We start from the raw sequence: 24,051 nt of genomic DNA, 5'->3' as shown, positions 1-24,051 counted from the left end.
GCATATCCGGCGGCAACAAGAACTGCTGGTCACGATCAACAGGTCGGAAATCCCTCGCCATCACAACATCCTGGCAACACAGTCCCGACACCACCAAGATCATCAAGCCGAGTCGCCCGAAAACGCAACAGCCTCCCTGACCTGGTCGGGGTGCCCCTCACGGGTGGCCGCAGGCGGACGTGGGGAGCCAGGTCGTGGTGATCACCCCAACCGAGCTCCCCACGGACCTACCGCAACGCGCCGACCACGAGAACAACGGCCCCCAGCCCGAACAACACGGTCGTCAGAGCGACCAGCAGAGCACGCCACGGCCGCCGCCGACGCGGGGTCGCGTAGTCGTCGACGGCGATCCACACCCCGCTCGCCCCGTGCGCAAGCGCGCAGGCGAGCAGCAGGGCGTCCCAGACCAGCCACAGGGCAGAACTCCACCGCACGGCGACGAAGGAGGCGTCGGTCTCGGCGACGTCGTCGACGATGTGCGTGACGGCGAAGTGCCCGGTGACGAGCACTGCGAGCAGCACGCCCGTGACCCGGACGACGAGGTAACCCGCCACGGCCCTCCGCGTACCCGTCACGAGAGCACCGGCCGCATGATGACGATGCTGCCCGCGACGCCGAGCACGACCGTGACGACGGTGACCGCGCCGAGCAGCCGCACCGACGCGGCGATACCCAGGTCGGCGAGGTCCACCGCCAGCAGCCGCAGGCCGTTGAGCGTGTGGAAGCAGATGGCGAGCAGCAGCGCGCACTCGAACACGCGCATCGGCGCCGAGCCGTACAGCACGTGGACGCTGTCGTACAGCGGAGGAGAGAACGCATAGAGGCTCACGTCGACGACGTGCAGGCAGAGGAAGGCGAAGATGCCGAAACCGCTGATGCGGTGCGCGTAGAACGCCCACCGCGCGACCTCCGCGCGCTCCTCGCGCGACCGGGCGATGCGGCCGAGCAGCGCCCAGGTCGGGAACGACCCGCCGTCGACCCGCCGCGCCGACACCAGCACGACACCGGCGAACGCGATCACCGCGAGCGTGACCACGGTGAACCCGGCGAGGAACAGTCCCTGAGGCAGTGTCATGCGCGACCGCCTCCTCGCGCGCCTCCGCCGGGGCCCGCGACAACGCGCGCGCACCTTCCGGCCACGTCGCGAGCCCTAGCTCCGGCGCACTCGTCGTGCTCCTTCGCGACGGTCACGGCGCCAGCCTCGTGTGCTCGACGGGACGTGTGTCCGACGACACCGAGCCGTCGGCGGCGCGGCGCAGCACGACATACCGCGACCACGCCGCGTCGTCCTGCTCGGGGAAGTCGGCGCGGTAGTGCGCACCGCGCGACTCCTCGCGCAGCTGCGCCGCGGCGACGACCGTGCGCGCGACGGTCAGCTGGTTCTCCAGGTCGAGCGCCTCCTGCCACGCGTAGTTCACCTGCGCGGGACCGGGGACGGAGACCTGCGCCGACCGCTCGGTCAGCTCGTCCAGACTCGCCAGGCACTCCTCGAGACCGGCGCGGTCGCGGACGACACCGCAGCCGACCCACATCGCGTCCTTGAGCTCGCGGGTCAGCGGGAACGGCAGCTCCCCGGCGTCGCGTTCCAGCGGTGCGTACGCCCGCGCGAACGACGCCGCCACCTGCTCGGGGTCGGGCTCACCGAAGCCGCGCGACGACGCCTCGGCCGCGGCCGTGTCACCTGCGCGCGAGCCGAACACGGTGGACTCCGCGACGCCGTTGCCGCCCAGCCGGTTCGCGCCGTGCGTGCCGCCGGCGTCCTCGCCTGCGACGAGCAGGCCGCGCATCTCGGTGTGGCAGTCGGGGTCGATGAGCACGCCGCCCATGTGGAAGTGCGCGGTCGGCGACACCTCGACGGGTCCGGTGGCGAGGTCCTGCCCGATCTGCCTGGTGCGCGCGACCATGCCGGGGAACCTGCGTTCCACCTCGCCGGCGCCGAGGTGGGAGATGTCGATGAGCACGCCGCCGGTCGGCGTGCCGCGGCCCGCCATGATCTCGCTGTACCCCGCGCGCGACACCACGTCGCGCGTCGAGCGTTCCATCCGCGCGGCGTCGTAGCGCTCCATGTAGCGCTCGCCCCGCGCGTTGTAGAGGTACGCGCCCGCGCCGCGCAGACCCTCCTCCAACACCGCGCCGGTCATCCTCGACTCGGCGGCGAGCAGGCCGGTGGGGTGGAACTGGAGCATCTCCATGTCGCGCAGCGGCAGCCCCGCACGCCAGCACATCGCGACGCCGTCGCCGGTCTTCTCCTTCGCGGGCGCGGCGATGCGGTACATCGTCGCCGCGCCGCCCGTCGCCACCACGACGATCCGCGCCCGGACGAGGAGCGCACGTCCGGTGCGGGCGTCGAGCGCGGTCAGCCCGACGAGCTCGCCGTGCACGTCGGTGACGAGGTCGAGCGCGCGGACGTCCTCGAGCTCGTTCGGCAGGACGCGGAACATCTGGTCGCGCAGGCGTCCCATGATCTCGATGCCGGTGAGGTCGCCGCGGTGCACCGTGCGGTCGAACTGCTGGCCGGCGAACGCCTTCTGGTGGATACGGCCGTCCTCGCTGCGGTCGAAGAAGCAGCCCACCCGCGTCTCCAGCTCGTGGATGACCTTCGGCGCGTCGGTCACGAGCGTGTGCGCCAGCTCCTGGTCGTTCAGGAACCTGCCGCCGTCGAGCGTGTCGCGCAGGTGCAGGTCGACCGAGTCGGCCGGGTCGAGGACGGCGTTGAAGCCACCCTGCACCATGCGCGTGCACCCCGACCGGCCGACCGCACCCTTGCTGACGATCGTCACGTCGAGCTCCGGCGCGGCCGCCTTGACGTGCAGCACGCACATGAGCCCCGCGCCGCCGCTGCCGACGACGAGCACGTCGGTGTCGACGACGGGCACGTCCGCGACGTCAACGCCCGTCATCGGAACTCCGCGGACGCAACCGCCACCGGCGCAGCCGCCGGATCGCCTGCGCCGGGTCGAGACCCTTGGGGCACTGGGCGCTGCACCCGTAGACGTAGTGGCACCTGTCGACGCCGCCCTCGCCTGTGACAGCGGCCAGGCGCTCCTCGCCGGCGGCGTCGCGGCTGTCGGCGACGAGCACCATCGCGCGGTTGAGCGCGGCGGGGCCGATGAAGTCGCGCGAGCCGGCCGAGACCGCGCAGCTGGAGTAGCACGCGCCGCAGCCGATGCAGTCGAGCGCCGGGTCGATGAGCTGCCGCTCCTTCGCGTCCGGCCTGATCACCGCGGGCTCGGTGAGGTCGTCGCGTGGGACGAGGTACGGGGTCACCCGCGCCCACTCCTCCCAGAACGCCGTGGTGTCGACGACGAGGTCGCGGAGCACCGGCAGACCGGCGACGGGGTCGAGCCGCACGGTGTCGCGGTCGCGCGGCACCGGTGTCTGACACGCCAGCACGCTGCGGCCGTCGAGCCGCAGGGTGCAGGTGCCGCACATCGCCACCCGACAGGAGAACCGGAAGCCGAGGGCGGCGTCGTGCTCGCGCTGGATGGCGAGCAGCAGGTCGAGCACCATCATCGGCTCCGACCTGGGCACGACGAACGTGTCGTTCGCGTCCGGGTCGGAACGTCGGACGACCACGGTGACGTCGTCGGCGGCTGGCACGCGGTGTTCCGACTCAGCCCAGCAGCTTCGACACGCGGTCGGCCAGTCGTGTCTCCGCCGCCGAGAGGCGCTCGCGCCGCTCCGCCAGCCAGCCCGCCTGGTCGTCGAGCCTGCGCCTGGCGGTGTCGAGCGACGCCCGTACAGCCGCGGGCGCCGGTCCGCCGAGGACAGTGTGAGCGGCGACGAACGCGGTGGCGTCGAACGCCGACCGCACGGCGTCGTCGGTCAGGTCGATCGGGCGACCGAGAACCTCGCGCGCCGCGTCGGCGACCATCGCCGCGTCGATGTCGGCCGGGTCGCGCTCGGCCTGCACGGCACGCAGGACGAGGTGCCCCACGACACGGTGCGCCGTACGGGCGTCGACACCGGCGGTGCGGTGGATCACGGCCGCGAGCTCGGTCGCCGTGGCGAACCCCGCGGCCGCCCGCGCGGCCATCCGGTCGCGGTGGATGGTGAGCGACCTGATCGTGCCGTCGAGCAGGCGCAGCGAGCGCTCGGTCTCCTCCAGCGAGCGCAGCAGCGGAGGGACCATCTCCTCCTCGACATCCTTGAGGTCCTGGAAGTTGGTGTTGTGCAGGGTGCCGAACGCGGACGTCATCTCACCGATCGCGTGCGCGCCCCGCGCCCGGACGTACTCGAACGGGTACGCGTTCTTCTTCTGCGGCATCATGCTGCTCGACCCGGCGAACTCGTCGCCGATCTCGACGAGGCCGAACTCGTCGGTGTGCCACATGTAGAGGTCCTGGGCGAGCCGGCTCATCGTCACCATCAGGTTCGCGAGCGCCGCCGTCGTCTCCAGCGCGAAGTCGCCGCTCGACACGCAGTCGATGGTGTTCTCGCGCACGCCGTCGAACCCGAGCAGCTCGGCGACGAGCTCGCGGTCGACCGGGTACGACGTGCCGGCGAGCGCGCCGCAGCCGAGTGTGCACTCGTTGGTGTTGCGGTACGCGGCGGTGAGCCGCTCGTGGTCACGTCCGAACGCCGCGGCCAGGCCGAGCAGGTAGTGACCGACGGTCGACGGCTGCGCGGGCTGGAAGTGGGTCCACTGCGGCATCACCGTCTCCGCCTCACGGTCGGCGAGGTCGACCAGCGTCGTCGTGAGCCCGGTCAGCAGGGCGGAGACGTCGAGCAACCGCTGCCGCAGGACGAGCCTGGTGAGCGGCTCGGGCCTGGTGCGCCCGATGTTGACCTCGCCGGCCGCCTCCTCGCCCGCGCGCTCGGTGAGCTTGGCCTCCACGTGGGAGTAGAAGTACTCGTACGCGGGGTCGAACTCGGCGATCGCCTCCGGCCCCTCGGCGGCGAGGTCGACCACCGCCCGCAGCAGCACCCGGGCGCGGTCGGCGGGGACGATCCCCGTCTCGGCGAGCATCGTGACCCACGCCTTGTTGGTCTCCGCGAGCGGCGCGAAGTAGTGCTGCTGCATGAAGCGGTAGCTGGGTTCGAGCACCGTCTCCGTATAGACCTGCCCAGGCGGTTGCTGCAGGCGTTCCCTGGAGATGCGCTCGTTCTTCTTCACGTCACCCATGCGGTCGGAGAATCCTTTCCGAGAGCTCGGCGGCCGACGCGCGGACGGCGTCGGCATGGCGGGACAGTCCGTCGAGGTCGAGGCGGGACCCCACGGAGGAGACGGCGAGGGCCCCGATCGCGGCGTCGCCGGACAGTGGGACGGGCGCGGCGATCGAGCACCCGCCCGCGACGCGCTCTCCCTCGCTCGACGCGAACCCGCGCCGGCGGATCTCGGCGAGCTGCGCCTTCAGCCGGTCGGCCGAGACGATCGTGTTCGCCGCGTACCGCGGCAGCTCACCCTGCAGGACGCGCCGCGCCGCCTGCCGGTTGAAGGCGAGGATCACCTTGCCGGTCGCGCCGGCGTTGAGCGGGTACGGCCGGCCGAGCTCGAGCGCGAAACGTATCTCGTGCGGCGCCTGCACGGCGTCGACGCACAGGTACGAACCGCCGGCGAGGAGGGAGAACGACGCGCTCTCGCCTGTCAGCTGGACGAGCTCGTGCAGGTACGGCCGGGCGACGAGCGTCGAGCTGATCGCCACTCCTGTCGCCAGCTCGAGCAGGCGCGTGCCGAGCACGAACCGCATGGTGCGCGGGTCGCGGTGGACCAGCCCGCGCCGCTCGAGCGTCGCGAGGAGCCGGTGGCTCGTCGACTTGTCCAAGCCAGCCTCGCGCGCCAGGTCGAGGTTGCGGATCCCCTCGGGGGATGCGGCGATGCGCTCCAACAGGTCGACCGCCTTCTCGACCGTCAGGCTCCCGCTCCGCCCACCACGCTTAGTCGCTGTCGTCATCTCAACTATCAGGATCGATGATCTGTCCCTGTGACAGCCGAGTAAACCACGTCTTGTCGGGCCACGGAAGTCATCGCTATGTTTGGACGAATGGTCGATCCGACCATGGATCATTATTCGACATGAGGCATAGGTCGGCTTGATCATGGAAGCAGCCAGCGTCACCGACGGCGGTTTCGCCTGCGCGTCCCGCGTCATCAACTGCGCGCGCCGGGCGTTCGTTCGGCAATCCGAGACCATCGATCGGCTATTGAACGTCGATCCGTTCGGCACTGCTTCGTAGAGTCGACGGCAATCATTCCGCTCCTTGACGACGACGACATCAGGCGGAGAGCGATGAAGAACACCGACAAGTCACCGGACGGCAGCACTCCGCGAACCATCTCGACGAGACGAGTGGTCACGGCCAGCGCCTTCGGCAGCACGATCGAGTACTACGACTTCTTCCTCTACGGAACGGCCGCGGCGCTCGTCTTCCCGAGCGTCTTCTTCCCCACCTTCGATCCTGTGGCGGGAACCATCCTGTCGTTCGGCACCTTCGCCGTCGGGTTCGTGTCGCGTCCTCTCGGCGCCCTCGTCTGCGGTCACTACGGCGACCGCATCGGTCGCAAGGCCATGCTGATGCTCACGCTGCTGATGATGGGGCTGTCGACCGCCGCGATCGGCCTGCTACCCAGCTACGACTCCGTCGGCATCGCGGCACCGCTGCTGTTGATCACGATGCGCTTCCTGCAAGGCTTCTCGTTCGGCGGAGAGCTCGGCGGTGCGGCGGTCATGGCAGTCGAGCACGCGCCCAAGGGGAAGCGCGGATTCTGGGGCAGCATCCCGTACGTCGGCTCTCCCATCGGTCAGGCGCTGTCCACCGCGCTGCTCCTGCTCATCGCCCTCGCGATCTCCGACGACGCCTTCGTCGCATGGGGTTGGCGCATCCCGTTCGTCGCCAGCATCGTCATGGTGGCGATCGGCCTCTACATCCGCGTCAAGGTGATGGAGACACCCGTCTTCGAGGAGCTCAAGCGCAACCGCGAGGTGGCGAAGCGTCCCGTCCTTACCCTGCTCCGTACCGAGCCGCGCCAGCTGCTGCTCAACACGGGCCTGCACCTGGGCATCACGGTGACCTTCTTCATGAACAGCGTCTTCATCGTCTCGTACATGACGACCACGCTCGAGCTGCCTCGCTCCCTAGCACTGACGACGGTACTGATCGCGAACGTCGCCTATGTCGCGATCCAAGTGGCGGCCGGGGCCGCCTCGGACCGATTCGGCCGGCGCCGCGTGTACATGGCCGGCGCCCTGTGGGCCGCAGCGATGGCGTTCCCCTACTTCCTGCTGATCAACACGGGTTCGCCCGTGCTCATCACACTGGCACTGCTGCTCCTCGGCACCTCGATCTACGTCATGTACGGCCCTCAGCCGGCGTACTTCTCCGAGCTCTTCTCTCCCAACGTCAGGTTCACCGCGTTCGCGCTGCCCGTGGCCGTGGCCACCGTCATCGGCGGGTCCACCGCGCCCATGTTCGCCACGGCGCTCACCGGGTGGGCCGACGGCCGACCGTGGGGCGTGGCCGGGTACCTCGCGGCGATCGGTCTGCTCACCGCGTTGTGCGCGTGGGCGAGCCGCGAGACGCGTGACGTCGACCTGACGAAGGACCGGCATGCCCGTCAGGAAGAGGACGGTACCCAGAGCGGCCGACTCGAGGTCGAGCCGCGGTGACGATGACGTCAGCGACGACCTCGAGCGCGGCGGCGCGGACACCGGCGCCGCTCGCTGGTGACCTGCGATCTCGGTTCGACCTCACCGGTAGGACGGCCATCGTGACGGGTGGCGCGTCGGGACTCGGCCGCATGTCCGCGTGGGGTCTGGCGTCCTACGGCGCGGACGTCGTTGTCGGCGACCTTGCCGAGGCAGACGCCGCCGGCGTCGCGGCGGCCATCGCCGCGGACACCGGCAGCCGCTGCGTCGGCGTGCGGGTCGACGTCACGAACGCCGAGCAGGTCGAGAGCTTCATCGCGAGGGCTGTCGACAGCTTCGGCACAGTCGATGTCTGCGTCAACAGCGCGGGCATCAACCACCGTGCGCACGCACTCGACTTGTCCGTTGCGGCATTCCGGAGGGTGCTCGAGGTGAACCTCGTGGGCACGCTGCTCTGCGCGCAGGCGGCCGGAAGGGTCATGATCGGCCAGCGGTCCGGCAAGGTGATCAACATGGCGTCGGTGCTCGGGCACGTGGGGATGCCGCGGCAGGCCGCGTACGCGGCGAGCAAGGGCGCCGTCGTCCAGCTGACCAAGGTGCTCGCGCTGGAGTGGGCGCCTCATGGGGTCCAGGTCAACGCGTTGGCGCCGGCACACGTCAGCACGCCGCTCACCGACCAGTTACCGGCGGACCTTCGCGCCGACGCTCTCGCCAGGATCCCACAGCGCCGCTTCGCCGACGCCGACGAGATCGCCGCGCCCATCGTCTTCCTGGCGTCACGCGCGTCGGACTTCCTCACCGGCGCATCGGTGCCCTTCGACGGAGGATGGAGTGCAGCATGAGCGGAACCGAGGACGGGCAGGCACTCTCACACGACGACGTGCGTGAGATCCTCGACATCGTCGACCGTTCCTGGATCGGGGAGCTCAGGCTGGAGCTCGGCGATGTCCGGCTCCACGTGCGCAAGACCGGCGTCCCCGGCACCGAGCTCGTCGAGGACCGCACGGCACCGGCGATCCCGGCGTCCAGCCCGGAGCCGACGGCTCGGGACACACGGGCGTCGACACCCGCGCCCCTCACGCCGAGGCAGACCACATCCCTCGGCGGAGGACGTACCGAGGGAGACGTCTCCGAAACCGCACTGCATGTCGTGACGGCGCCGATGGTGGGTGTGATCTACCGTGCGTCCGCCCCCGACCAGCCACCGTTCGTCGAGGTCGGAGACCACGTCGAAGCCGACGACACCGTCTGCCTGATCGAGGTGATGAAGCTCTTCAACTCGATCACCGCGGGTGTCGCCGGCCGAGTGGTCGAGATCCTCGCCGACAACGGCGTGACCGTCGAGTACGACCAGCCGATCGTCACGATCGAGCCTCTGGAGAGCCGGTGAAGGAGATCACACGTCTCTTCGTCGCCAACAGGGGTGAGATCGCGGTCCGCGTCATCGACGCGTGCGAACGGCTCGGCATCGAGACGGTGATCGGCGTATCCGAGGCCGACCGCGGGACACTCGGCGCGCGGCGCGCGGATCGCGCGTTCTGCATCGGCCCGGGCCCGGCGGCGCGGAGCTACCTCGACGCCGACGCGATCGTCATGGCGGCGCTCGGCACCGGGTGCGACGCGGTCCATCCCGGCTACGGCTTCCTGGCGGAGCGCGCAGACTTCCAGCGTCTGTGCACGGAGAACGGACTCGTGTTCGTCGGGCCGAGCGCGGACGCCATCGACGCCATGGGTAACAAGCTCCGTAGCCGCGCGCTGGCCGAGGAGGTCGGCGTGCCCACGCTGCCGGGGTCGATCAGGATCGCTTCAGTCGGCCACGCCACCGAGACAGCTCTCGCGATCGGGTTCCCCGTCCTGATCAAGGCGAGTGCGGGTGGCGGCGGGCGCGGGATGCGGATCGTGCGCGACGCCGCCGAGATCGCGGCGGCGTACGAGAGCGCTACGACGGAGGCGGAGAAGGCCTTCGGCGACGGCACCGTCTATCTCGAGCGCTTTCTCGACCCCGCCAGGCACGTCGAGGTTCAGGTGCTCGGCGACGGCGCGGGAAGAGCGATCCACCTCGGTGAGCGAGAGTGCTCCGTGCAGCGCCGGCACCAGAAGCTGGTGGAGGAGGCGCCCTCACCGATGGTCGACGCCGACCTGCGCGAACGGCTGACGACCACCGCCGTCCGTCTCGCCGAACGCGTCGACTACCTCGGTGCCGGAACGGTCGAGTTCATCCTCGACGAGCACTCGCGGGAGTTCTACTTCCTGGAGATGAACACGAGGATCCAGGTGGAGCACCCCGTCACCGAGATGATCACCGAGGTCGACCTCGTCGCCGAGCAGATCCGGCTCGCCACCGGTGCGCCCCTGCTCAGCCAGGACGAGATCACCCTGACGGGACACGCGATCGAGTGCCGTATCAACGCCGAGGACCCGGCAAAGGGATTCCAGCCGAGGCCGGGAAGGATCGAGACGTGGCGGGAACCGGTCGGCGACGGCATCCGGGTCGACACGCACTGCTTCTCCGGGTACACGGTGCCACCCTTCTACGACTCTCTGCTCGCGAAGCTCGTCGTCCGCGGCGCCGACAGGGATGAGGCCATCGAGCGGATGCGTCTGGCGCTGGACGAGCTCGTTGTCGACGGCGTCCATACCACCGTGCCGTTCCACCGGGCACTGGTCGACGACGAGACGTTCCGTTCCCGTGGCGTTCACACCCGCTGGGTCGACGAACGGGCGGACACCTGGAGTGCGCTCGTATGAGAGAGATCCGAATCATCGACACCACGCTTCGCGACGGGCACCAGTGCCTGTGGGCGACGCGGATGACGACCGCGATGATGCTCCCCGTCGCCGAGACGATGGACCGGTTGGGCTTCCATCAGATCGACCTCGCCGGAGCGATCCAGTTCGACGTGTGCGTGCGCTACCTCGGGGAGGACCCGTGGGAGCGGGTACGGCTGATGCGTTCTCGCGTCGTCGACACGCCGCTACGCGCGATCGTGCGCAGCAAGAGCCTCGTGAGCTTCGATCTCGTCCCCGACGACGTGATCGATCTGTGGATCGACCGGCTCCACCACAACGGGTTCCGAGTCATCGGAGCCTTCGACGGACTCAACGACATGGACAACGTCCTCTTCACCGCCAGCCGTGCGAAGGCGCTCGGCGCACGGACGTTCGGCGCGCTGGCCTTCTCCGAGAGTCCGGTGCACACCGACGACCTCTACGTCGAGAAGGCCAAGACCCTCGTCGCCAGCGGCCTCGTCGACTCGGTCATGCTCAAGGACGCCGGCGGGCTGCTGACACAAGAGCGCGTACGCACACTCGTGCCGGCCTTGAAGGGTGTCCTCGGCGACGTTCCGTTGGAGATCCACAGCCACTGCCTCACCGGTCTCGCGCCGCTGGTCTATCTCGAGGCCGCGCGACTCGGCGCCGATGAGCTGCACTGCTCCGTCTGGCCGCTGGCGAGCGGCGCCGCCCAACCGGCGGTGCAGCAGCTGGTCCACAACCTGCCGAGCGTCGGATGTGCAGCGACGCTGGACGAGGCGGACATCGCCGAGGTGAGCGCACACTTCCTGCGCATCGCGGAGGCGGAGGGCAGGCCGGTCGGCGCCCCTCTGGACTACGACGCGTTCCACTTCGAGCACCAGGTACCCGGTGGCATGCTCTCCAACCTGAGATTCCAGCTGGAGCAGGTGGGCCTTCCGGAGCGCTTCGACGAGGTGCTGCGGGAGTGCGCCCGCGTCCGTGACGAACTGGGCTGGCCCATCATGATCACGCCATTCGCCCAGCTCGTCGGCACGCAGGCCGTTCTCAACGTGGTGCACGGGGAGCGCTACCGCATCGTACCCGACGAGGTGAAGAAGTACGCACTCGGCCACTACGGAGAGCTGCCCGCTCCGGTGCAACCCGACGTGCTCGACCGCATCGTCGCCAACGGGACCAGGCGCGTCACCGCCGTGCCGCCGCCGCGGGAACCGGCTGTGGCGCGGCTACGGCGGCAGTACCCTCGCGCGAGCGACGAGCACCGGCTCCTCTACTACATGTTCGCCGGCTCGCAGGTCGACGACATGCTGGCTGCGGGTCCGATGCGGACGCGTTGGCGACCACCGCGCCATCCGGTGGTCGATCTCGTGGCCGAGCTGGCGAAACGTCCGCCGCTCGCACACGCCCGGATCGAGAAGGGCCCACTGACCGTCGAGCTGCGCGGGCACGAGGGGGCCACCGATGCCGACCGGTGACTTCGACCGTCTGCTCGACCCGCGCGCCATCGCGGTCGTCGGCGCCTCGGACGACCCCGCACGGATCGGCGGTCAACCGGTGCGCGCGCTCAAGGACTTCGGCTACGCGGGGCAGGTCTACCCCGTGAACCCACGGTACGACACCGTGCAGGGGCTTCGTTGCTTTCCTGACGTGTGTGCGGTGCCCGGCCGATGTGACGTGGCCCTGGTCGCACTGCCGGCGCCCCTGGTCCCCGGTGTCATCCGGCAGTGCGGCGAGGCCGGGGTTCCGTTCGCGATCGTGCTGAGTGCGGGCTTCGAGGAGATCGGCGAGGGTGGGCGCCAGGTGCACGCCGAGCTCGCAGAGGCCATCCGCGACAGCGGTGTACGGGTGATCGGGCCGAACTGCCAGGGCATGCTCAACGCGCGGCACGGCGTCTATGCGGGCTTCGGCGCCATCTTCGGTGACCCCAACGTACGCCGAGGGCCCGTGGCGATGGTCACCCAGAGCGGCGGCTTCGGCTACGCCGTCGTCGGCCTCGCCGACCACGTGGGCATCGGCTTCGACTATGTCGTGTCCACCGGCAACGAGGTCGACATCGACGCGCTCGAGCTGATGGAGGACCTGCTCGAACGCCCCGAGGTCGAGGTGCTCGCCGTCTACCTCGAAGGCGTCAAGGACGGCCGGCGACTCGCCGCACTCGGAAGTCGCGCGCTCGAGCTCGGCAAACCGATCGTCGTCTGGAAGGTCGGGAACTCCGTCACCGGCCGGCGGGCCGCCGCCTCGCACACGGCCAACCTCACCGCCGACCAGGAAATGTACCGCGCGGTCTTCCGCGAAGGTGGTTTCATCGAGGTGACCGACGTCGACGACCTCGTCGACGTGGCGCGAGCCGCGCTGATGCGACGACTCCCCGACGGTCCGGACGTCGCGGTGCTGTCGATCTCCGGCGGCGCCGGGGTGCTCCTCGCCGACCGGTGCGAGGACGTCGGGCTGCGCCTGCCGACTCTGTCGGAGAAGACCACGGATGCCCTGCGCGAGATCCTGCCGGCGTTCAGTTCGCTGCGGAACCCGGTCGACCTCACAGCACAGATCTTCAACCAGCCCGACTGCATGCAGGCCGTCCTCTCCACCGTCCTGGACGACCCCGTGGTCGACCAGGTCGTCGTGTACAACGCATCCATCCAAGGCACGCTGGCCGACCGGCTGGCCGGTGAGATCGTCACCGCGGCGGCCGGGAGCGACAAACCGCTGTTCGTCGGATGGAGCGCGCCGCCTGGCACGGTGCCGAACGCACTCGCCCTGCTCGACGAGCACCGGGTGCCCTGGTATCCGACACCGGGCCGCGCAGCGCGGGCCGCCGGCAAGCTGCTCGAGATCACCGGCAAGATGCGGCGCGGCGCGCGCGCACCACGCCGGGGTGAAGCGGCCGTCTCGATGCTCGACGTGCGCGACGGCGAGCGAGGCGTCGGCGAGCACCGTGCCAAGAACGCGCTCGCGGCGTACGGCGTGCCCGTGGTCCGGGAGGTTCTCCTGTCGCTCGACGAGGTCGACGCGCTCCGCGCTCCGCCGTTCGACTTCCCGCTGGTCGTCAAGGTCGAGTCCGCGGACCTGTCCCACAAGTCAGAGGCCGACGCCGTACGACTAGGCGTGCAGAGCCTCGCCGAGCTTCGAGCCGCCGCGCACGAGGTCGTGGCGAACACGACCGCGCATGCGGCAGGTGCGCGGATCGACGGCGTGCTCGTGCAGGAGACAGCAGAGGGGCTCGAGCTGTTCGTGGGAGTGGTGAACGACCGCTTCTTCGGCCCCACCGTGGCCGTCGGTCTCGGTGGAGTCTTCGTGGAGGTGATGGGCGACGTCAGCCATCGCCTTGCGCCCTTCGACGAGACGACGGCCCACGAGATGCTCGCAGAGCTTCGCGGACACCGAGTGCTTCTCGGCACGCGCGGCCGACCCCCGGTCGATCTCGACTCGGTGGCAGACGCGCTCGTGCGGATCTCATGGTTCGCCGCCGACCACGTCGACGAGGTCGCCGAGCTTGACGTGAATCCCCTGTTCGCGAATGACCAGGGCTGCGTCGCCGCCGACGCTTTGATCGTGCTCACCCCGGGCAACGCGTCATGACCGAGATCTCTTCACCCTACGAGACCTACCGCGAGCACTGCCGGCGCGGAGCTCTTATGCACCAGACGTCGTTGGACGGCACCGCCGTCTTCTACCCACGCCTTGTCGCGCCAGGGACGGGCGAGACTGCGCTGGTGTGGCGTGAGTCGTGCGGCCGTGGCACGGTCTACGCCACGACTGTCATTCGTCCCCGCCGAGCCGAGCCGTACAACGTGGTGCTCGTCGAGCTCGACGAGGGCTTCACCATGATGAGCAGGGTCGACGGGGTCGAGCCGGAGAAGGTGGAGATCGGCATGCGCGTCGAGGTGCGGATGGAGCCCGTCGGAGACGACGGTGAGCCGTGGCCGGTGTTCGTACCGGCGTCCGGCCGCATCGACGGTGAGGGCTGATGCGCGGCACGACGGCGATCGTCGGAGTGGCCGAGTCGGATCTCGGTCAGGCCCAGCCGGGTACCACTCCCACCGACCTGATGGCCCAGGCCACGCATCGTGCGCTTCATGACGCGGGCCTGTCCCTCGGCGACGTCGACGCGCTGTTCGCCTCGTCGACACAGCTGCCCATGGCCACCCTCAATCTCGGCGAGTACCTCGGCATCAGCCCCCGCTACACCGACTCCACGCAGATCGGCGGGTCGTCGTTCGTCGCGCACCTCAACCATGCGCAGGCCGCGATCACGGCGGGCCTCGCCGACGTCGCACTCGTCGCGTACGGGAGCACTCAACGCTCCCAAGGCCGGTCGAACGCCGCGCCGCAGGAGGTCAGCCCGTACGAAGCGCCGTACCACCCCGTGCTCCCGGTATCCGCCTACGCGCTCGCCGCGTCACGGCACATGTACGAGTTCGGCACCACCCGCGAGCAGCTCGCGGAGGTGGCGGTCGCCGCGCGTGCGTGGGCCGCGCTCAACCCCGTCGCGTGGGACCACGGCCCGCTGACGATCGACGACGTGCTCGACGCGCCGACGATCAGTTCGCCGCTCGGTGTACGGGACTGCTGCCTCGTCACCGACGGCGGCGGCGCCGTGGTGCTGACATCCGCCGAGCGCGCACGCGACCTCGCGCGTCCACCGGTGTACATCCTCGGTGTGGGCGAGGCGCACACTCACCGGCACATCTCGAGTATGCCGTCCCTCACGGTGACCGCTGCCGTCCAGTCAGGGGCCGCGGCATACGAAGCGGCCCGACTGGGTCCATCCGACATCGACGTCGTCGAGCTCTACGACGCCTTCACCATCACGCCGATCCTGTTCCTGGAGGATCTCGGCTTCTGCGCGAAAGGCGAGGGAGGCGCCTTCGTGGAGGGCGGACGCGTCGCGCCCGGCGGGGAGTTCCCACTCGATACGAACGGCGGCGGGCTCTCGTACTGCCATCCGGGGATGTACGGCCTCCTGCTCGTCGTCGAGGCCGTTAGGCAACTCCGCGGCGAATGCGGTGACCGGCAGGTGGCGAACTGCGACGTCGCACTCGCCCACGGCAACGGCGGCGTGCTGTCGAGCCAGTGCACCGCGATTCTCGGCACCGCGGCAACGGTATGACAACAGGTCCACGGAGTTACGGGTTCCGCGGTCCTGTCGGTCGTCGGTGACCGGCTTCTCGCCGTCGCCGGTCCCGGCCGATTTCGGTCATCGCCTTGACCGCGTCGAGTGCCTCCTCGAGGCCGAAGAAGACCGGTACGCCCCGCTCCCACATCGGGCGGGCGATGTCGAGGCACAGTTCGGTGATCTCTGGCTCGCCGTTGGGAAGTAGCGCGAAGACGACTTGGGCGTCATCGCCGGTGTCGACGAGCTCGTCGTGGAGGTCCGCGGCGGCCCCCGCGATGTTCCGCAGGATCTGCGCTCCGTTGCCCATGTAGCTCAACGCGTTCTGCGCGTTGAGGTGGATGACGACGTAGTCCAGCTCCTCGGCCGCGAGCACGGTGCGCGCGATCGTCGGCACCAGGTCACCGCCTCCCACCGCGAGGGTTCCGGCGGGCGTGTCGATCGGGTTGCGCAACGAGCTGCCCGCGGGCACGTCCAGGGCGAGCAGCCGGGACCGGGTCGCCTCACCGAGCGGTGGCACCTCCAGTCCCAGGCGCGAGCAGTGGTCCGAGGCCAGGACGGACATGCCACCGGATGGCCCGAGCAGCAGGACCCGCCCGCCGGGTGCCGGGCGCAGATACATCGCTCCGGCCAGGACGGAGAGGAACTCCGACAGCGAGGTCGGATAGATGCAGCCCGTCTGCTCCGCCATGGCCGCCCAGAGTCGCTCCTCTCCCGCAAGAGTGCCGGTGTGCGACGCCGCAGCCTGTGCGCCCGCCGCGCTGCGTCCACCGTGGAGGAGGACGACGGGCTTGTCCCTGTCGGCCGCCCGGTCCAGCAGCTCGGCGAGCCTCGGACCGTCACGCGTTCCCTCGAGGTAGAGCCCGATGACCTTCGTCTCCGGGTCGTCGCAGAAGTACTCGAGAAGGTCCTCCGCGGACAGGTCGACGGCGTTGCCGATCGTGACGAGCTTGCCGATGCGGATGCCCCTCGCCTGCCCCTGCCGCAGGATGTCGGCGCCGAGGCCGCCGCTCTGGGCGACCACGCCGACGTCACCATGGACGGGGACGAGACCGTCGACGAAGGTGAGCCCTCCGGCCGCACTGTGCAGCCCGAGGCAGTTCGGGCCGATGACCGTGATGCCCGCCTCCCGGGCCGCGTCGAGGAGCTCGGCCTGCATCAGTCGCCCGTTCTCGCCTTCCTCGGCGAACCCACTCGTGATCACATGGGCGAACCGCATCTGTCCCGCGCTGGCACGCAATGTCTCGGGGACGGCGTCGGCCGGCACCGCGACGATCCCGTAGTCGACGGGGTGAGGGACGTCGGTGAGCGAAGCGGACACCGGGAGCCCGTGGATCCTGTCCGTCGCCGCCGAACCGTTGACCGGATGAAGGCTTCCCGCATAGCCGTAGTCGACGATGTGCCCGAGAATCCTGTTGGATATCGTCGGGCGGCGCGAGGCGCCGATCATCGCCACCGACGAGGGTCGGAACAGCGGCGACAGGTCGGGCAACGATCGACGTCGTGCGCTCCTGGCCGGACCGCCGACCCTGGCCCGGATGTCGACGGCGTACATCCCCGCGGCGGTGACGATCAGCGGATTGACCTCGAACTCGACCACCCGTCGCTCACCGCCCACGACACCATCGGCGTCGATGCGGGACAGCCGCGTGAGCAGCATCGCCACCGGTGTCACGTCGATGGCCGGCTCACCGCGGTAGCCGTCGAACAACCGGCGGCACCGCAGTGAGTCGAGCATCGCGACGGCATCGACCGCGTCGACGGGTGACAGCCGGAACGCCACGTCGTCGAGGAGCTCGACGAGCCGGCCGCCGGCCCCCGCCATCACGACCGAGCCGAAGGTCGCATCGCAGAACGACCCAACCACGATCTCCAGACCCGGCGGCGCCATCCGCTGCACGAGGACGCTCGCATCGGGCGATCCGGTGAGCCCACTCAGCCTCTCGTACGCCTCGCTCACCGAGCCGGCGCTGACCAGGTCGAGGGCAAGGGCCCCCGCATCCGACTTGTGCACGACATGGGCGGAGTCGGCCTTGAGAGCGACGGGGAACCCGATGCTCTCCGCGGCCGCTACCGCCTCGTCCGCGTCATGTGCGACCTGCCAGGCGGGAACGGGAATGTCGAGCCGTCCGGCGAGCTCGTGTGCGGCGACCGCGGAGAGCCATGAGGTCGTGAACGGAGAATCCGTTGCATCCATGGGCGATTCCGCTTACTCAAGCGTCTCAGTCGGATAACTAGAGGCCGGGTGCGATGCAGGTGCAGCTCGACTCACGGCGCCTCCTCGTCTGTTCGCTTCTGCGCGGACTGTACGTGAGGATCGCGACGCCGATCGACACCCAAAGCCCGATCGGGTCTCATGGAATACCGATCGACGACACACGACCTGCGCAGACCAGAAGCGTCGTTCACACCCGCTGTCAGCCGGTCCGCTGTCCTTCCGGAGGTGCACAGCACGACATCGGATGCCGCGATGCCTCCTCACGGATCACCGACCCGAGCAGCTGCGCAGCGCGAGGCAGGTAGGCACGTTTGCGCCAGGTGAGCGACAGCCTGATGCCCGCGTACTCCCCGACCAGGGGACAATAGACGATCTCGCCCGACCGGCTCAGCAGGTCGCTGACCATGCTGAACTCGGGCAGCAGAGTCACTCCCACGCCGGTCGCGATCATCCGCTTCGCGGACTCGGTGTTGTCGGTGTAGTAGACGATGTTGAGGTTGCGGTCCCCGAAGATGCGCGACATGAGGTCGTGCATGAGATAGCCGGACCTGAAGAGGATGAGCGGCTCCTCCGCGACGTCGCCGATCGACACCGATTCGCGGCTCAGTAACCGATGCCCGCGCTGGACGCACAGCACCACGTGACTGCCGAGCAGGTCCTCGAACGCAAGTTCATCACCTTTGACCTCCTCGTCCTCGAGCCGGACGACCACGCCGAGGTCGAGCTCGGCGTCCTTCACAGCTCGGACGATGTCGAGCGACCCGGTCTCGGTGATCCGGAGCTGGATGCCCGGGTACTCCTCGTTGAACGCCGACAGCGCGCCGGGCAGGATCGTGTTGGTGGCGGCGTTGACCGTGCCGAGGCTCACCTGGCCGCGCCGGAGCGTGCGATAGCCGTCTACCTGGTCCCGCAGGGCGCGCTCGGACTCGAGGATCGCCCTGACGTGCGGCATGACGTCCTCGCCGACCGGAGTGAGCCGCACGCCGCTCCGGTCCCTGTCCATCAGCCTCGCGCCGAGTCCGCGCTCGAGATTGCGGATGGCCTCACTGAGCGCCGCCTGCGACATGTGGAGCTCCTGCGACGCACGGCGGAAGGAACCCCGTTCGAGGATCGTCACGAGGTAGCGGAGCTGCTCGATTCGCACGGGCACCCTCTTCGCATGTTCGGATAACCCGATCGTGGATCGAGGTTACTCCGGCTTGTTCGATCGACACAAGCCGTCGACCCTGGACTCATGAGAACCTCCACCGGCACGCCGGACACCGAGTCGCCGGGCGCCGGCGCCGTCGCGAGCCCGTCCCTACGGGAGCTCACCGACGAGATCGCGACGGAGAAGGCGACCGCGGTCGACGCGGGCAGACCGGCCGCGGTCTCCGCACAACACGAACGCGGTCGGCTCACGGCGCGGGAGCGGATCGACCGGCTGCTCGACTCGGGCACCTTCGTCGAGGTCGGTCAGCTGGCGCGACCGACCGGAGACGCACGGCTGATGCGCGATATCGACGCCCCCGCCGACGGCGTCGTCGTCGGCCGAGGCCGGGTCGATGACCGCCCCGTGGTGGTGGTCTCGTACGACTTCACCGTCCTCGGCGGCTCGATGGGACACGTCAACGACGAGAAGTTCTCCCGCGCGCGCCAGATCGCCCTGCGGGACGGCGTACCGCTGGTCGTCTTCGCCGAGGGCGCCGGTGCCCGCATCAACGAGCGGATGGGGTCGACAACCATCCGTGGACACGAACGCTTCTCCGATCTCAGCTTGCTGTCGGGCTGGGTCCCGATCGTGTGCGGCGTCTCGGGCCCGGCGTTCGCGGGCCATGCCAACCTCGTGGCGCTCAGTGACTTCTGCGTCATGGTCAAGGGCTCGGCGCTCGGCCTTGCCGGGCCACGGCTCGTCGAGGCCGCCACCGGCGAGCGGGTAACGGCGGAGGAGATGGGCGGTAGCACTCTCCACGCCGAGGTGCTCGGGTCCGTCGAGCTCGAGGTCGGCGACGAGGACGCCATGATGGACGCCATCAGGACGTACCTCGGCTACTTTCCGGGCAACGCCGGGAAGGACGTACCGCGGGCCGCGTACCAGTCGCAGGACGGCGAGCGGCTGCCCGACACGATGCTGCGCCTGGTGCCCGACAATCCCAACACCGCATACGACATGCGGCGACTGGTCCGTCTGGTCTTCGACGACGATAGCGTGCTCGAGATCAAGCCGAGGTTCGCACGGAACGTCGTCACCTCGCTGGCGCGCCTGGGGGGACGCCCGGTGGGAGTCATCGCGAACAACCCGATGTTCCTCGCCGGGTCGCTCGACACACCGGCGAGCGACAAGATGGCGAGATTCATCAACATCTGCGATGCGTTCGGACTGCCGATCGTCTTCCTCGCGGATGTGCCGGGCTACCTCGTCGGGTCGGCGGCGGAGCGAACGAACCTGGTACGTCACAGCATGCGTCCGCTGTGGGAGCTCGGCCAGTCGACCGTGCCGATCCTCACCGTCGTGATCCGCAAGGCGTACGGCCTCGCGTACCACACCATGGGCGGCGCCGAGTTCCATCCCGAACTGCTGGTGTGCTGGCCGAGCGCGCAAGTCAGCCCGATGGGTGCCGACGGCGCGGTGAACGTCATCTACGGCCGGCACGACCACGTCCCCGCCGACGTGCGCGACGAGGTGACCGCCGAGTTCCGTGACCTCGAACGTCCGATCCATGCGGCACGGCGGGTGAAGATCGACGACATCCTCGATCCCCGCGACACCCGCGGCACCCTGATCGACACGCTGTGCTTCGTCCAGAGCGCGAGCCACGTATCGGGACACTGGCGGCCACCGAAGAAGCGCGGCGTGTCACCGGTGTGACCCCGGGTGTGCACCCAGAACCGAGCGAGTCGTCGAGAGGAACGGTGTATGGCCGAGATCCGCGCCGAGATGGTGGCGAACGTGTGGAAGGTGCTCGTGACTGAAGGCCAGACTGTCCATGCTGGAGACACCATCGTGATCCTGGAGTCGATGAAGATGGAGATCCCGGTCGTGACGGACACCGGCGGCACGGTGATGGCGGTGACCGCGGTCGAGGGCGGCTCGGTCCAGGACGGCGACGTCGTCGCCGTCCTCGGCTGAGGATCGTGCGCGCGTCGACCGAGGTCGCGGGGGAGCCGCCGCCGCGGCCCAGGCCACGCCGGTTGCGGCGCTGCAGGCGTCGTCGGGGAGAATCGGGGGGTCGCCCGACAGGAGAACGTACGTGCCGCCGTCATCGAACGTCCGTCCCGCCCGTGACCTCGCACTGGTCGCGATGTTCACCGGCATCATGGCCGCCCTCGGCGCCGTGCCGGCCTGGGCGCCGTTCGGCCTCGCCGTCCCGATCACGGCGCAGTCGCTGGGGCCGATGCTCGCCGGGTCCGTGATCGGCGCGCGGCGAGGCTTCGTGTCGATGGTGCTGTTCCTCGTGCTCGTGGCCGCCGGACTGCCGCTGCTCGCGGGCGGACGCGGCGGGATCGCGGTCTTCGCCGGACCGAGCGTGGGGTTCCTCGTCGCGTTCCCGCTGGTGGCTCTCGTCGTCGGCGTGATCACCGAACGGGAGCTGCCCAGGTACCGCCTCCCCGTGGGACTGGCGGCGAACCTGGTGGGCGGCATCGGCGTGATGTACCTCCTCGGCGTGCCCGGCGTGGCCTGGCGTGCCGACCTGTCGCTCGGCGCGGCGCTGCTGGCCAACACCGCGTTCGTCCCCGGCGACCTGCTCAAGGTCGTCATCGCCTGCACCGTGGCGAAGGGGGTGCACGCCGCGTACCCGCGGTTCGCCGACGAGGCCCGCCGGCGGCGGGAGACCACGGCCGGCCGCCGGTGACCACGCCGGAGCTCGCCACCGCCACCGAGCCGTTCGACAGGGCGACGGTCGAGCGGATCGCCCCGGACCTGGCCGACGGCGGCGCCGCCGTGACCCGCGTCGACACCACGGACCCGCTGCGCGCCCTCGCCACGCTGTACGCGCTGCGCGCGGCCGGTCGCACGGCACTCGTCGGCGGGGACGACGACCTCGCCCTCGACCACCACCCGGGCGGTGACGGGGACCTGGCGGTGCTCACCTCGGGCAGCACGGGACGGCCGCGCGCGGTGCTGCGCAGCTGGACGTCCTGGAGCGACAGCTTCCCCGCGTTCACCGACCTCACCGGCATCGGAGCACGCGACGTCGTGCTGGTGCCGGGACCGCTGTCGTCCTCGCTGTTCCTGTTCGCCGCCGTCCACGCCCTGGGCTGCGGGGCCGACGTGCTCGCGACCTCGCGGTGGCACCCGGCGACCGCGGTGTCGGCGCTCGACCGGGCGACCGCGGTGCACGTGACGCCGTCGATGCTCGCGACACTGCTCGACCGGGCGCCGGCATCCCTCGCCGGCCGCGTGGTCGTCTGCGCCGGCGCCGGGTTGCCGGCCACGACGGCCGCGCGGACACGGGCGGCGGGCGCGCGGCTCACGCACTACTACGGCGCGGCGGAGCTGTCGTTCGTCGCCGCCGGCACGCACGAGGGCGACCTGCGACCCTTCCCCGGCGTCGCGATCGACGTACGGGCGGACGAGATCTGGGTGCGTAGCCGCTACGTCGCCTCGGGCTATCTCGGCGCCGCGGGGCAGCTGCGAACGCGGCCGGGCGGCTGGGCCTCGGTCGGCGACCGCGGGCGGCTCCACCCCGACGGCCGGCTCTCCGTCCACGGCCGGGGCGACAGGTTCGTGCTGACCGGAGGTGCGAGCGTGGCGGCCGAGGAGGTGGAGGCGGCGTTGCGGACGGTGCTGCCGGGCACCGAGGTCGCCGTCCTCGGCCTGCCGCACCCCGACCTCGGCGAGGTCGTCACGGTCGTGGTGGAGGACGGAGGCGCCGTGCGGCCGGACCGGGCGCGGCTGCGCGACCTGCTCGACCCGGCACACCTGCCCAGGCGCTGGCTGGTCGTCGACCGCCTGCCTCGTACGGCGAACGGCAAGGTGGCGCAGGCCCGGCTGCGCGACGGCCTGCGAGACGGCTCCCTCGCGGCCAGGCCGTTACGGTGACGGGGATGTCGGAGACCGCAGGCGCCGCACCCGTGAGGGGCACCCTCACCGTCGCGGGGCACGGTGAGGGTGCCCCTCACGGGTGCCAGGTCGCCGCCGCGGTGACCACGACATGAACCAGACCGCCGTCATCGTGGCCGCGCGCCGTACGCCGATCGGCAGCGCAGGGCACGCGCTCCGCGACATCCCCGTAGCGGACCTGGCGGCTCCCGTTCTCACCGCGGTCCTCGACGACGCCGGCATACGTCCCGGCGACGTCGACGAGGTCGTCCTCGGCAACTGCCTCGGCCCGGGCGGCGACGTGGCGAGGTACGCCGCGCTCGCGGGGGGACTGCCCGCGACGGTGCCCGGCCTCACGGTCGACCGGCAGTGCGGCAGCGGACTCGCCGCGATCACGACCGCGGTCGCGCTGATCGAGGCCGGTCACGTCCGGTGTGCGCTCGCGGGCGGCGCGGAGAGCGCGAGCACCGCACCGTGGCGGTACTGGCCACCGACCGGACCGTCCGGCACGCCGGTGCGGTACGAGCGCGCGCCGTTCGCGCCGGCGGAGCTCGGCGACCCCGACATGGGAGTGGCCGCCGACCTGCTGGCCGAGAAGCACGGCATCGGCAGGGCACGCCAGGACGCGTACGCCGCGCGCAGCCACCGCCTGGCACATGCCGCGCGCGAGAGCGGCGCCTTCGACCGCGAGCTGACGCCCGTAGCGGGAGTCCGCGCCGACGAACGCCCCCGCGCGGCGCTGACCGAGGAGCGGCTGGCGCGACTGCGTCCCGCGTTCCGGCCGGATGGCACCGTCACCGCGGGCAACTCCTGCGGGGTCGGCGACGGCGCCGCCGCCGTGGCCGTCGTGACCGAGCGCGAGGCCGACAGGCGCGGCCTGGCCGGACTCCGCGTGCGGAAGGTCGCCACGGCAGGCGTCGACCCGCAGTGGCCGGGGCTCGGCATCGTCCCCGCCGTACGCGACGTGCTCGCCACCACGGGCAGGGTCCTGCCCGACGTCGACGTCGTCGAGCTCAACGAGGCCTTCGCCGGGCAGGTGCTCGCGTGCTGCGACGAGCTCGGCCTCGACCCCGACCGGGTCTGTACCGAGGGCGGCGCGCTCGCGCTCGGCCATCCGTGGGGCGCGTCGGGCGCGATCCTCGTCGTCCGCCTGTTCAGCCGGCTGGCGGCCCTGCCCGAGGGGAGCGCCGGGCTCGCGGCGATCGCCGTCGGCGGCGGTCAGGGCGTGGCACTGCTCGTGGAGCGCCGGTGATCGAGGTCGACGGGGTCACCCACCGGTACGGGGACCGGACGGCGCTGAGCGACGTGTCCGTTGCTCTCGCCGAGCACCGCGTGGGGCTGATCGGCGCCAACGGCTCGG

Annotated in this window: 22 protein-coding genes; 14 read left to right on the top strand and 8 right to left on the bottom strand. The window is 70.4% G+C overall.

The features are described from left to right. Window positions 1-227: 227 nt before the first annotated feature. The 6 genes from GEV10_24300 to GEV10_24275 form a co-directional block, all read right to left on the bottom strand. Window positions 228-575 carry a succinate dehydrogenase hydrophobic membrane anchor protein gene (locus tag GEV10_24300; GenBank protein MQA81567.1) on the bottom strand — a complete coding sequence of 116 codons (348 nt, stop codon included), beginning with the start codon at window positions 573-575 and terminating at the stop codon, window positions 228-230. Beyond that, window positions 572-1,075 (bottom strand): succinate dehydrogenase, cytochrome b556 subunit, encoded by a 504-nt coding sequence (gene sdhC / locus GEV10_24295; protein ID MQA81566.1) that lies wholly within the window; start codon window positions 1,073-1,075, stop codon window positions 572-574. The genes GEV10_24300 and sdhC overlap by 4 nt, the downstream gene beginning before the upstream one ends. A 112-nt stretch (window positions 1,076-1,187) precedes the next feature. Continuing rightward, complete coding sequence (locus GEV10_24290) at window positions 1,188-2,900, bottom strand: FAD-binding protein (GenBank protein ID MQA81565.1); 1,713 nt, start codon at window positions 2,898-2,900, stop codon at window positions 1,188-1,190. Beyond that, window positions 2,887-3,513 (bottom strand): 4Fe-4S dicluster domain-containing protein, encoded by a 627-nt coding sequence (locus GEV10_24285; protein MQA81564.1) that lies wholly within the window; start codon window positions 3,511-3,513, stop codon window positions 2,887-2,889. The genes GEV10_24290 and GEV10_24285 overlap by 14 nt, the downstream gene beginning before the upstream one ends. A 100-nt stretch (window positions 3,514-3,613) precedes the next feature. Further along, window positions 3,614-5,182, bottom strand: a complete 1,569-nt coding sequence (gene argH / locus GEV10_24280) for an argininosuccinate lyase (protein ID MQA81563.1) — start codon at window positions 5,180-5,182, stop codon at window positions 3,614-3,616. Then, the gene (locus GEV10_24275; protein MQA81562.1) at window positions 5,118-6,134 is read right to left on the bottom strand and encodes a helix-turn-helix domain-containing protein; all 1,017 of its coding nucleotides are present in this window, start codon (window positions 6,132-6,134) and stop codon (window positions 5,118-5,120) included. Before GEV10_24275 ends, argH begins: the two co-directional genes overlap by 65 nt. A gap of 96 nt (window positions 6,135-6,230) precedes the next feature. Here GEV10_24275 and GEV10_24270 point away from each other — a divergent pair, with 96 nt between their 5' ends. From GEV10_24270 to GEV10_24235, 8 genes are read left to right on the top strand one after another with little or no spacing between them, the layout of a single operon-like run. After that, window positions 6,231-7,607, top strand: coding sequence for an MFS transporter (locus tag GEV10_24270; protein ID MQA81561.1), 1,377 nt, complete (start codon window positions 6,231-6,233; stop codon window positions 7,605-7,607). After that, window positions 7,604-8,428 carry a glucose 1-dehydrogenase gene (locus GEV10_24265; GenBank protein ID MQA81560.1) on the top strand — a complete coding sequence of 275 codons (825 nt, stop codon included), beginning with the start codon at window positions 7,604-7,606 and terminating at the stop codon, window positions 8,426-8,428. Before GEV10_24270 ends, GEV10_24265 begins: the two co-directional genes overlap by 4 nt. Continuing rightward, window positions 8,413-8,976 carry an acetyl-CoA carboxylase biotin carboxyl carrier protein gene (gene accB, locus GEV10_24260; protein ID MQA81559.1) on the top strand — a complete coding sequence of 188 codons (564 nt, stop codon included), beginning with the start codon at window positions 8,413-8,415 and terminating at the stop codon, window positions 8,974-8,976. Before GEV10_24265 ends, accB begins: the two co-directional genes overlap by 16 nt. After that, window positions 8,973-10,334 (top strand): acetyl-CoA carboxylase biotin carboxylase subunit, encoded by a 1,362-nt coding sequence (locus GEV10_24255; protein ID MQA81558.1) that lies wholly within the window; start codon window positions 8,973-8,975, stop codon window positions 10,332-10,334. The genes accB and GEV10_24255 overlap by 4 nt, the downstream gene beginning before the upstream one ends. Continuing rightward, window positions 10,331-11,812, top strand: coding sequence for a pyruvate carboxylase subunit B (locus tag GEV10_24250; protein MQA81557.1), 1,482 nt, complete (start codon window positions 10,331-10,333; stop codon window positions 11,810-11,812). Before GEV10_24255 ends, GEV10_24250 begins: the two co-directional genes overlap by 4 nt. Then, on the top strand, window positions 11,799-13,916 hold the full coding sequence (locus GEV10_24245; protein MQA81556.1) for a CoA-binding protein: 2,118 nt from the start codon (window positions 11,799-11,801) through the stop codon (window positions 13,914-13,916). Before GEV10_24250 ends, GEV10_24245 begins: the two co-directional genes overlap by 14 nt. Beyond that, window positions 13,913-14,305, top strand: coding sequence for a hypothetical protein (locus tag GEV10_24240; protein MQA81555.1), 393 nt, complete (start codon window positions 13,913-13,915; stop codon window positions 14,303-14,305). Before GEV10_24245 ends, GEV10_24240 begins: the two co-directional genes overlap by 4 nt. Beyond that, on the top strand, window positions 14,305-15,447 hold the full coding sequence (locus tag GEV10_24235; GenBank protein ID MQA81554.1) for a thiolase: 1,143 nt from the start codon (window positions 14,305-14,307) through the stop codon (window positions 15,445-15,447). The genes GEV10_24240 and GEV10_24235 overlap by 1 nt, the downstream gene beginning before the upstream one ends. Before the next feature lie 16 nt (window positions 15,448-15,463). Here GEV10_24235 and GEV10_24230 read toward each other — a convergent pair whose 3' ends face one another. Together GEV10_24230 and GEV10_24225 are read right to left on the bottom strand one after the other, a co-directional pair. Continuing rightward, window positions 15,464-17,647 carry a CoA-binding protein gene (locus GEV10_24230; protein MQA81553.1) on the bottom strand — a complete coding sequence of 728 codons (2,184 nt, stop codon included), beginning with the start codon at window positions 17,645-17,647 and terminating at the stop codon, window positions 15,464-15,466. Between the two features lie 220 nt (window positions 17,648-17,867). After that, entirely contained in the window at window positions 17,868-18,812 is a 945-nt protein-coding gene (locus GEV10_24225; GenBank protein ID MQA81552.1) for a LysR family transcriptional regulator, read from the bottom strand. A 90-nt stretch (window positions 18,813-18,902) separates the two neighbouring features. Here GEV10_24225 and GEV10_24220 point away from each other — a divergent pair, with 90 nt between their 5' ends. From GEV10_24220 to GEV10_24195, 6 genes are all read left to right on the top strand, one after another. Continuing rightward, window positions 18,903-20,516 carry an acyl-CoA carboxylase gene (locus GEV10_24220; protein ID MQA81551.1) on the top strand — a complete coding sequence of 538 codons (1,614 nt, stop codon included), beginning with the start codon at window positions 18,903-18,905 and terminating at the stop codon, window positions 20,514-20,516. Between the two features lie 48 nt (window positions 20,517-20,564). Further along, window positions 20,565-20,777 (top strand): biotin/lipoyl-binding carrier protein, encoded by a 213-nt coding sequence (locus GEV10_24215; protein MQA81550.1) that lies wholly within the window; start codon window positions 20,565-20,567, stop codon window positions 20,775-20,777. A 172-nt stretch (window positions 20,778-20,949) separates the two neighbouring features. Next, on the top strand, window positions 20,950-21,501 hold the full coding sequence (locus GEV10_24210; GenBank protein MQA81549.1) for a biotin transporter BioY: 552 nt from the start codon (window positions 20,950-20,952) through the stop codon (window positions 21,499-21,501). Further along, on the top strand, window positions 21,498-22,691 hold the full coding sequence (locus tag GEV10_24205; GenBank protein MQA81548.1) for an AMP-binding protein: 1,194 nt from the start codon (window positions 21,498-21,500) through the stop codon (window positions 22,689-22,691). Before GEV10_24210 ends, GEV10_24205 begins: the two co-directional genes overlap by 4 nt. Window positions 22,692-22,803: 112 nt before the next feature. Next, window positions 22,804-23,943: an acetyl-CoA C-acyltransferase gene (locus tag GEV10_24200; protein ID MQA81547.1), complete on the top strand. Its 1,140-nt coding sequence runs from the start codon at window positions 22,804-22,806 to the stop codon at window positions 23,941-23,943. Continuing rightward, window positions 23,940-24,051, top strand: a 112-nt coding sequence (locus GEV10_24195; protein ID MQA81546.1) for an ABC transporter ATP-binding protein, incomplete at its 3' end; no start/stop codon positions are given. The genes GEV10_24200 and GEV10_24195, both read left to right, overlap by 4 nt.

The organism is Streptosporangiales bacterium (assembly GCA_009379955.1).
Lineage (GTDB): Bacteria > Actinomycetota > Actinomycetes > Streptosporangiales > WHST01 > WHST01.
The sequence above is the reverse complement of the archived record's forward strand: the minus strand, read 5'-3'. Positions and strand labels throughout refer to the sequence as shown.

What these genes read in the sequence shown, in the direction of transcription:
- GEV10_24220 (MQA81551.1), top strand. Translation starts at nt 18,903, where the DNA reads ATGAGAACCTCCACCGGCACGCCGGACACCGAGTCGCCGGGCGCCGGC.
- accB (MQA81559.1), top strand. Translation starts at nt 8,413, where the DNA reads ATGGAGTGCAGCATGAGCGGAACCGAGGACGGGCAGGCACTCTCACAC.
- GEV10_24275 (MQA81562.1), bottom strand. Translation starts at nt 6,134, where the DNA reads ATGGTCTCGGATTGCCGAACGAACGCCCGGCGCGCGCAGTTGATGACG.
- GEV10_24240 (MQA81555.1), top strand. Translation starts at nt 13,913, where the DNA reads ATGACCGAGATCTCTTCACCCTACGAGACCTACCGCGAGCACTGCCGG.
- GEV10_24230 (MQA81553.1), bottom strand. Translation starts at nt 17,647, where the DNA reads ATGGATGCAACGGATTCTCCGTTCACGACCTCATGGCTCTCCGCGGTC.
- GEV10_24270 (MQA81561.1), top strand. Translation starts at nt 6,231, where the DNA reads ATGAAGAACACCGACAAGTCACCGGACGGCAGCACTCCGCGAACCATC.
- GEV10_24210 (MQA81549.1), top strand. Translation starts at nt 20,950, where the DNA reads ATGTTCACCGGCATCATGGCCGCCCTCGGCGCCGTGCCGGCCTGGGCG.
- GEV10_24200 (MQA81547.1), top strand. Translation starts at nt 22,804, where the DNA reads ATGAACCAGACCGCCGTCATCGTGGCCGCGCGCCGTACGCCGATCGGC.
- GEV10_24235 (MQA81554.1), top strand. Translation starts at nt 14,305, where the DNA reads ATGCGCGGCACGACGGCGATCGTCGGAGTGGCCGAGTCGGATCTCGGT.
- GEV10_24245 (MQA81556.1), top strand. Translation starts at nt 11,799, where the DNA reads ATGCCGACCGGTGACTTCGACCGTCTGCTCGACCCGCGCGCCATCGCG.
- GEV10_24290 (MQA81565.1), bottom strand. Translation starts at nt 2,900, where the DNA reads ATGACGGGCGTTGACGTCGCGGACGTGCCCGTCGTCGACACCGACGTG.
- sdhC (MQA81566.1), bottom strand. Translation starts at nt 1,075, where the DNA reads ATGACACTGCCTCAGGGACTGTTCCTCGCCGGGTTCACCGTGGTCACG.
- argH (MQA81563.1), bottom strand. Translation starts at nt 5,182, where the DNA reads ATGCCGACGCCGTCCGCGCGTCGGCCGCCGAGCTCTCGGAAAGGATTC.
- GEV10_24250 (MQA81557.1), top strand. Translation starts at nt 10,331, where the DNA reads ATGAGAGAGATCCGAATCATCGACACCACGCTTCGCGACGGGCACCAG.
- GEV10_24285 (MQA81564.1), bottom strand. Translation starts at nt 3,513, where the DNA reads ATGATGGTGCTCGACCTGCTGCTCGCCATCCAGCGCGAGCACGACGCC.
- GEV10_24215 (MQA81550.1), top strand. Translation starts at nt 20,565, where the DNA reads ATGGCCGAGATCCGCGCCGAGATGGTGGCGAACGTGTGGAAGGTGCTC.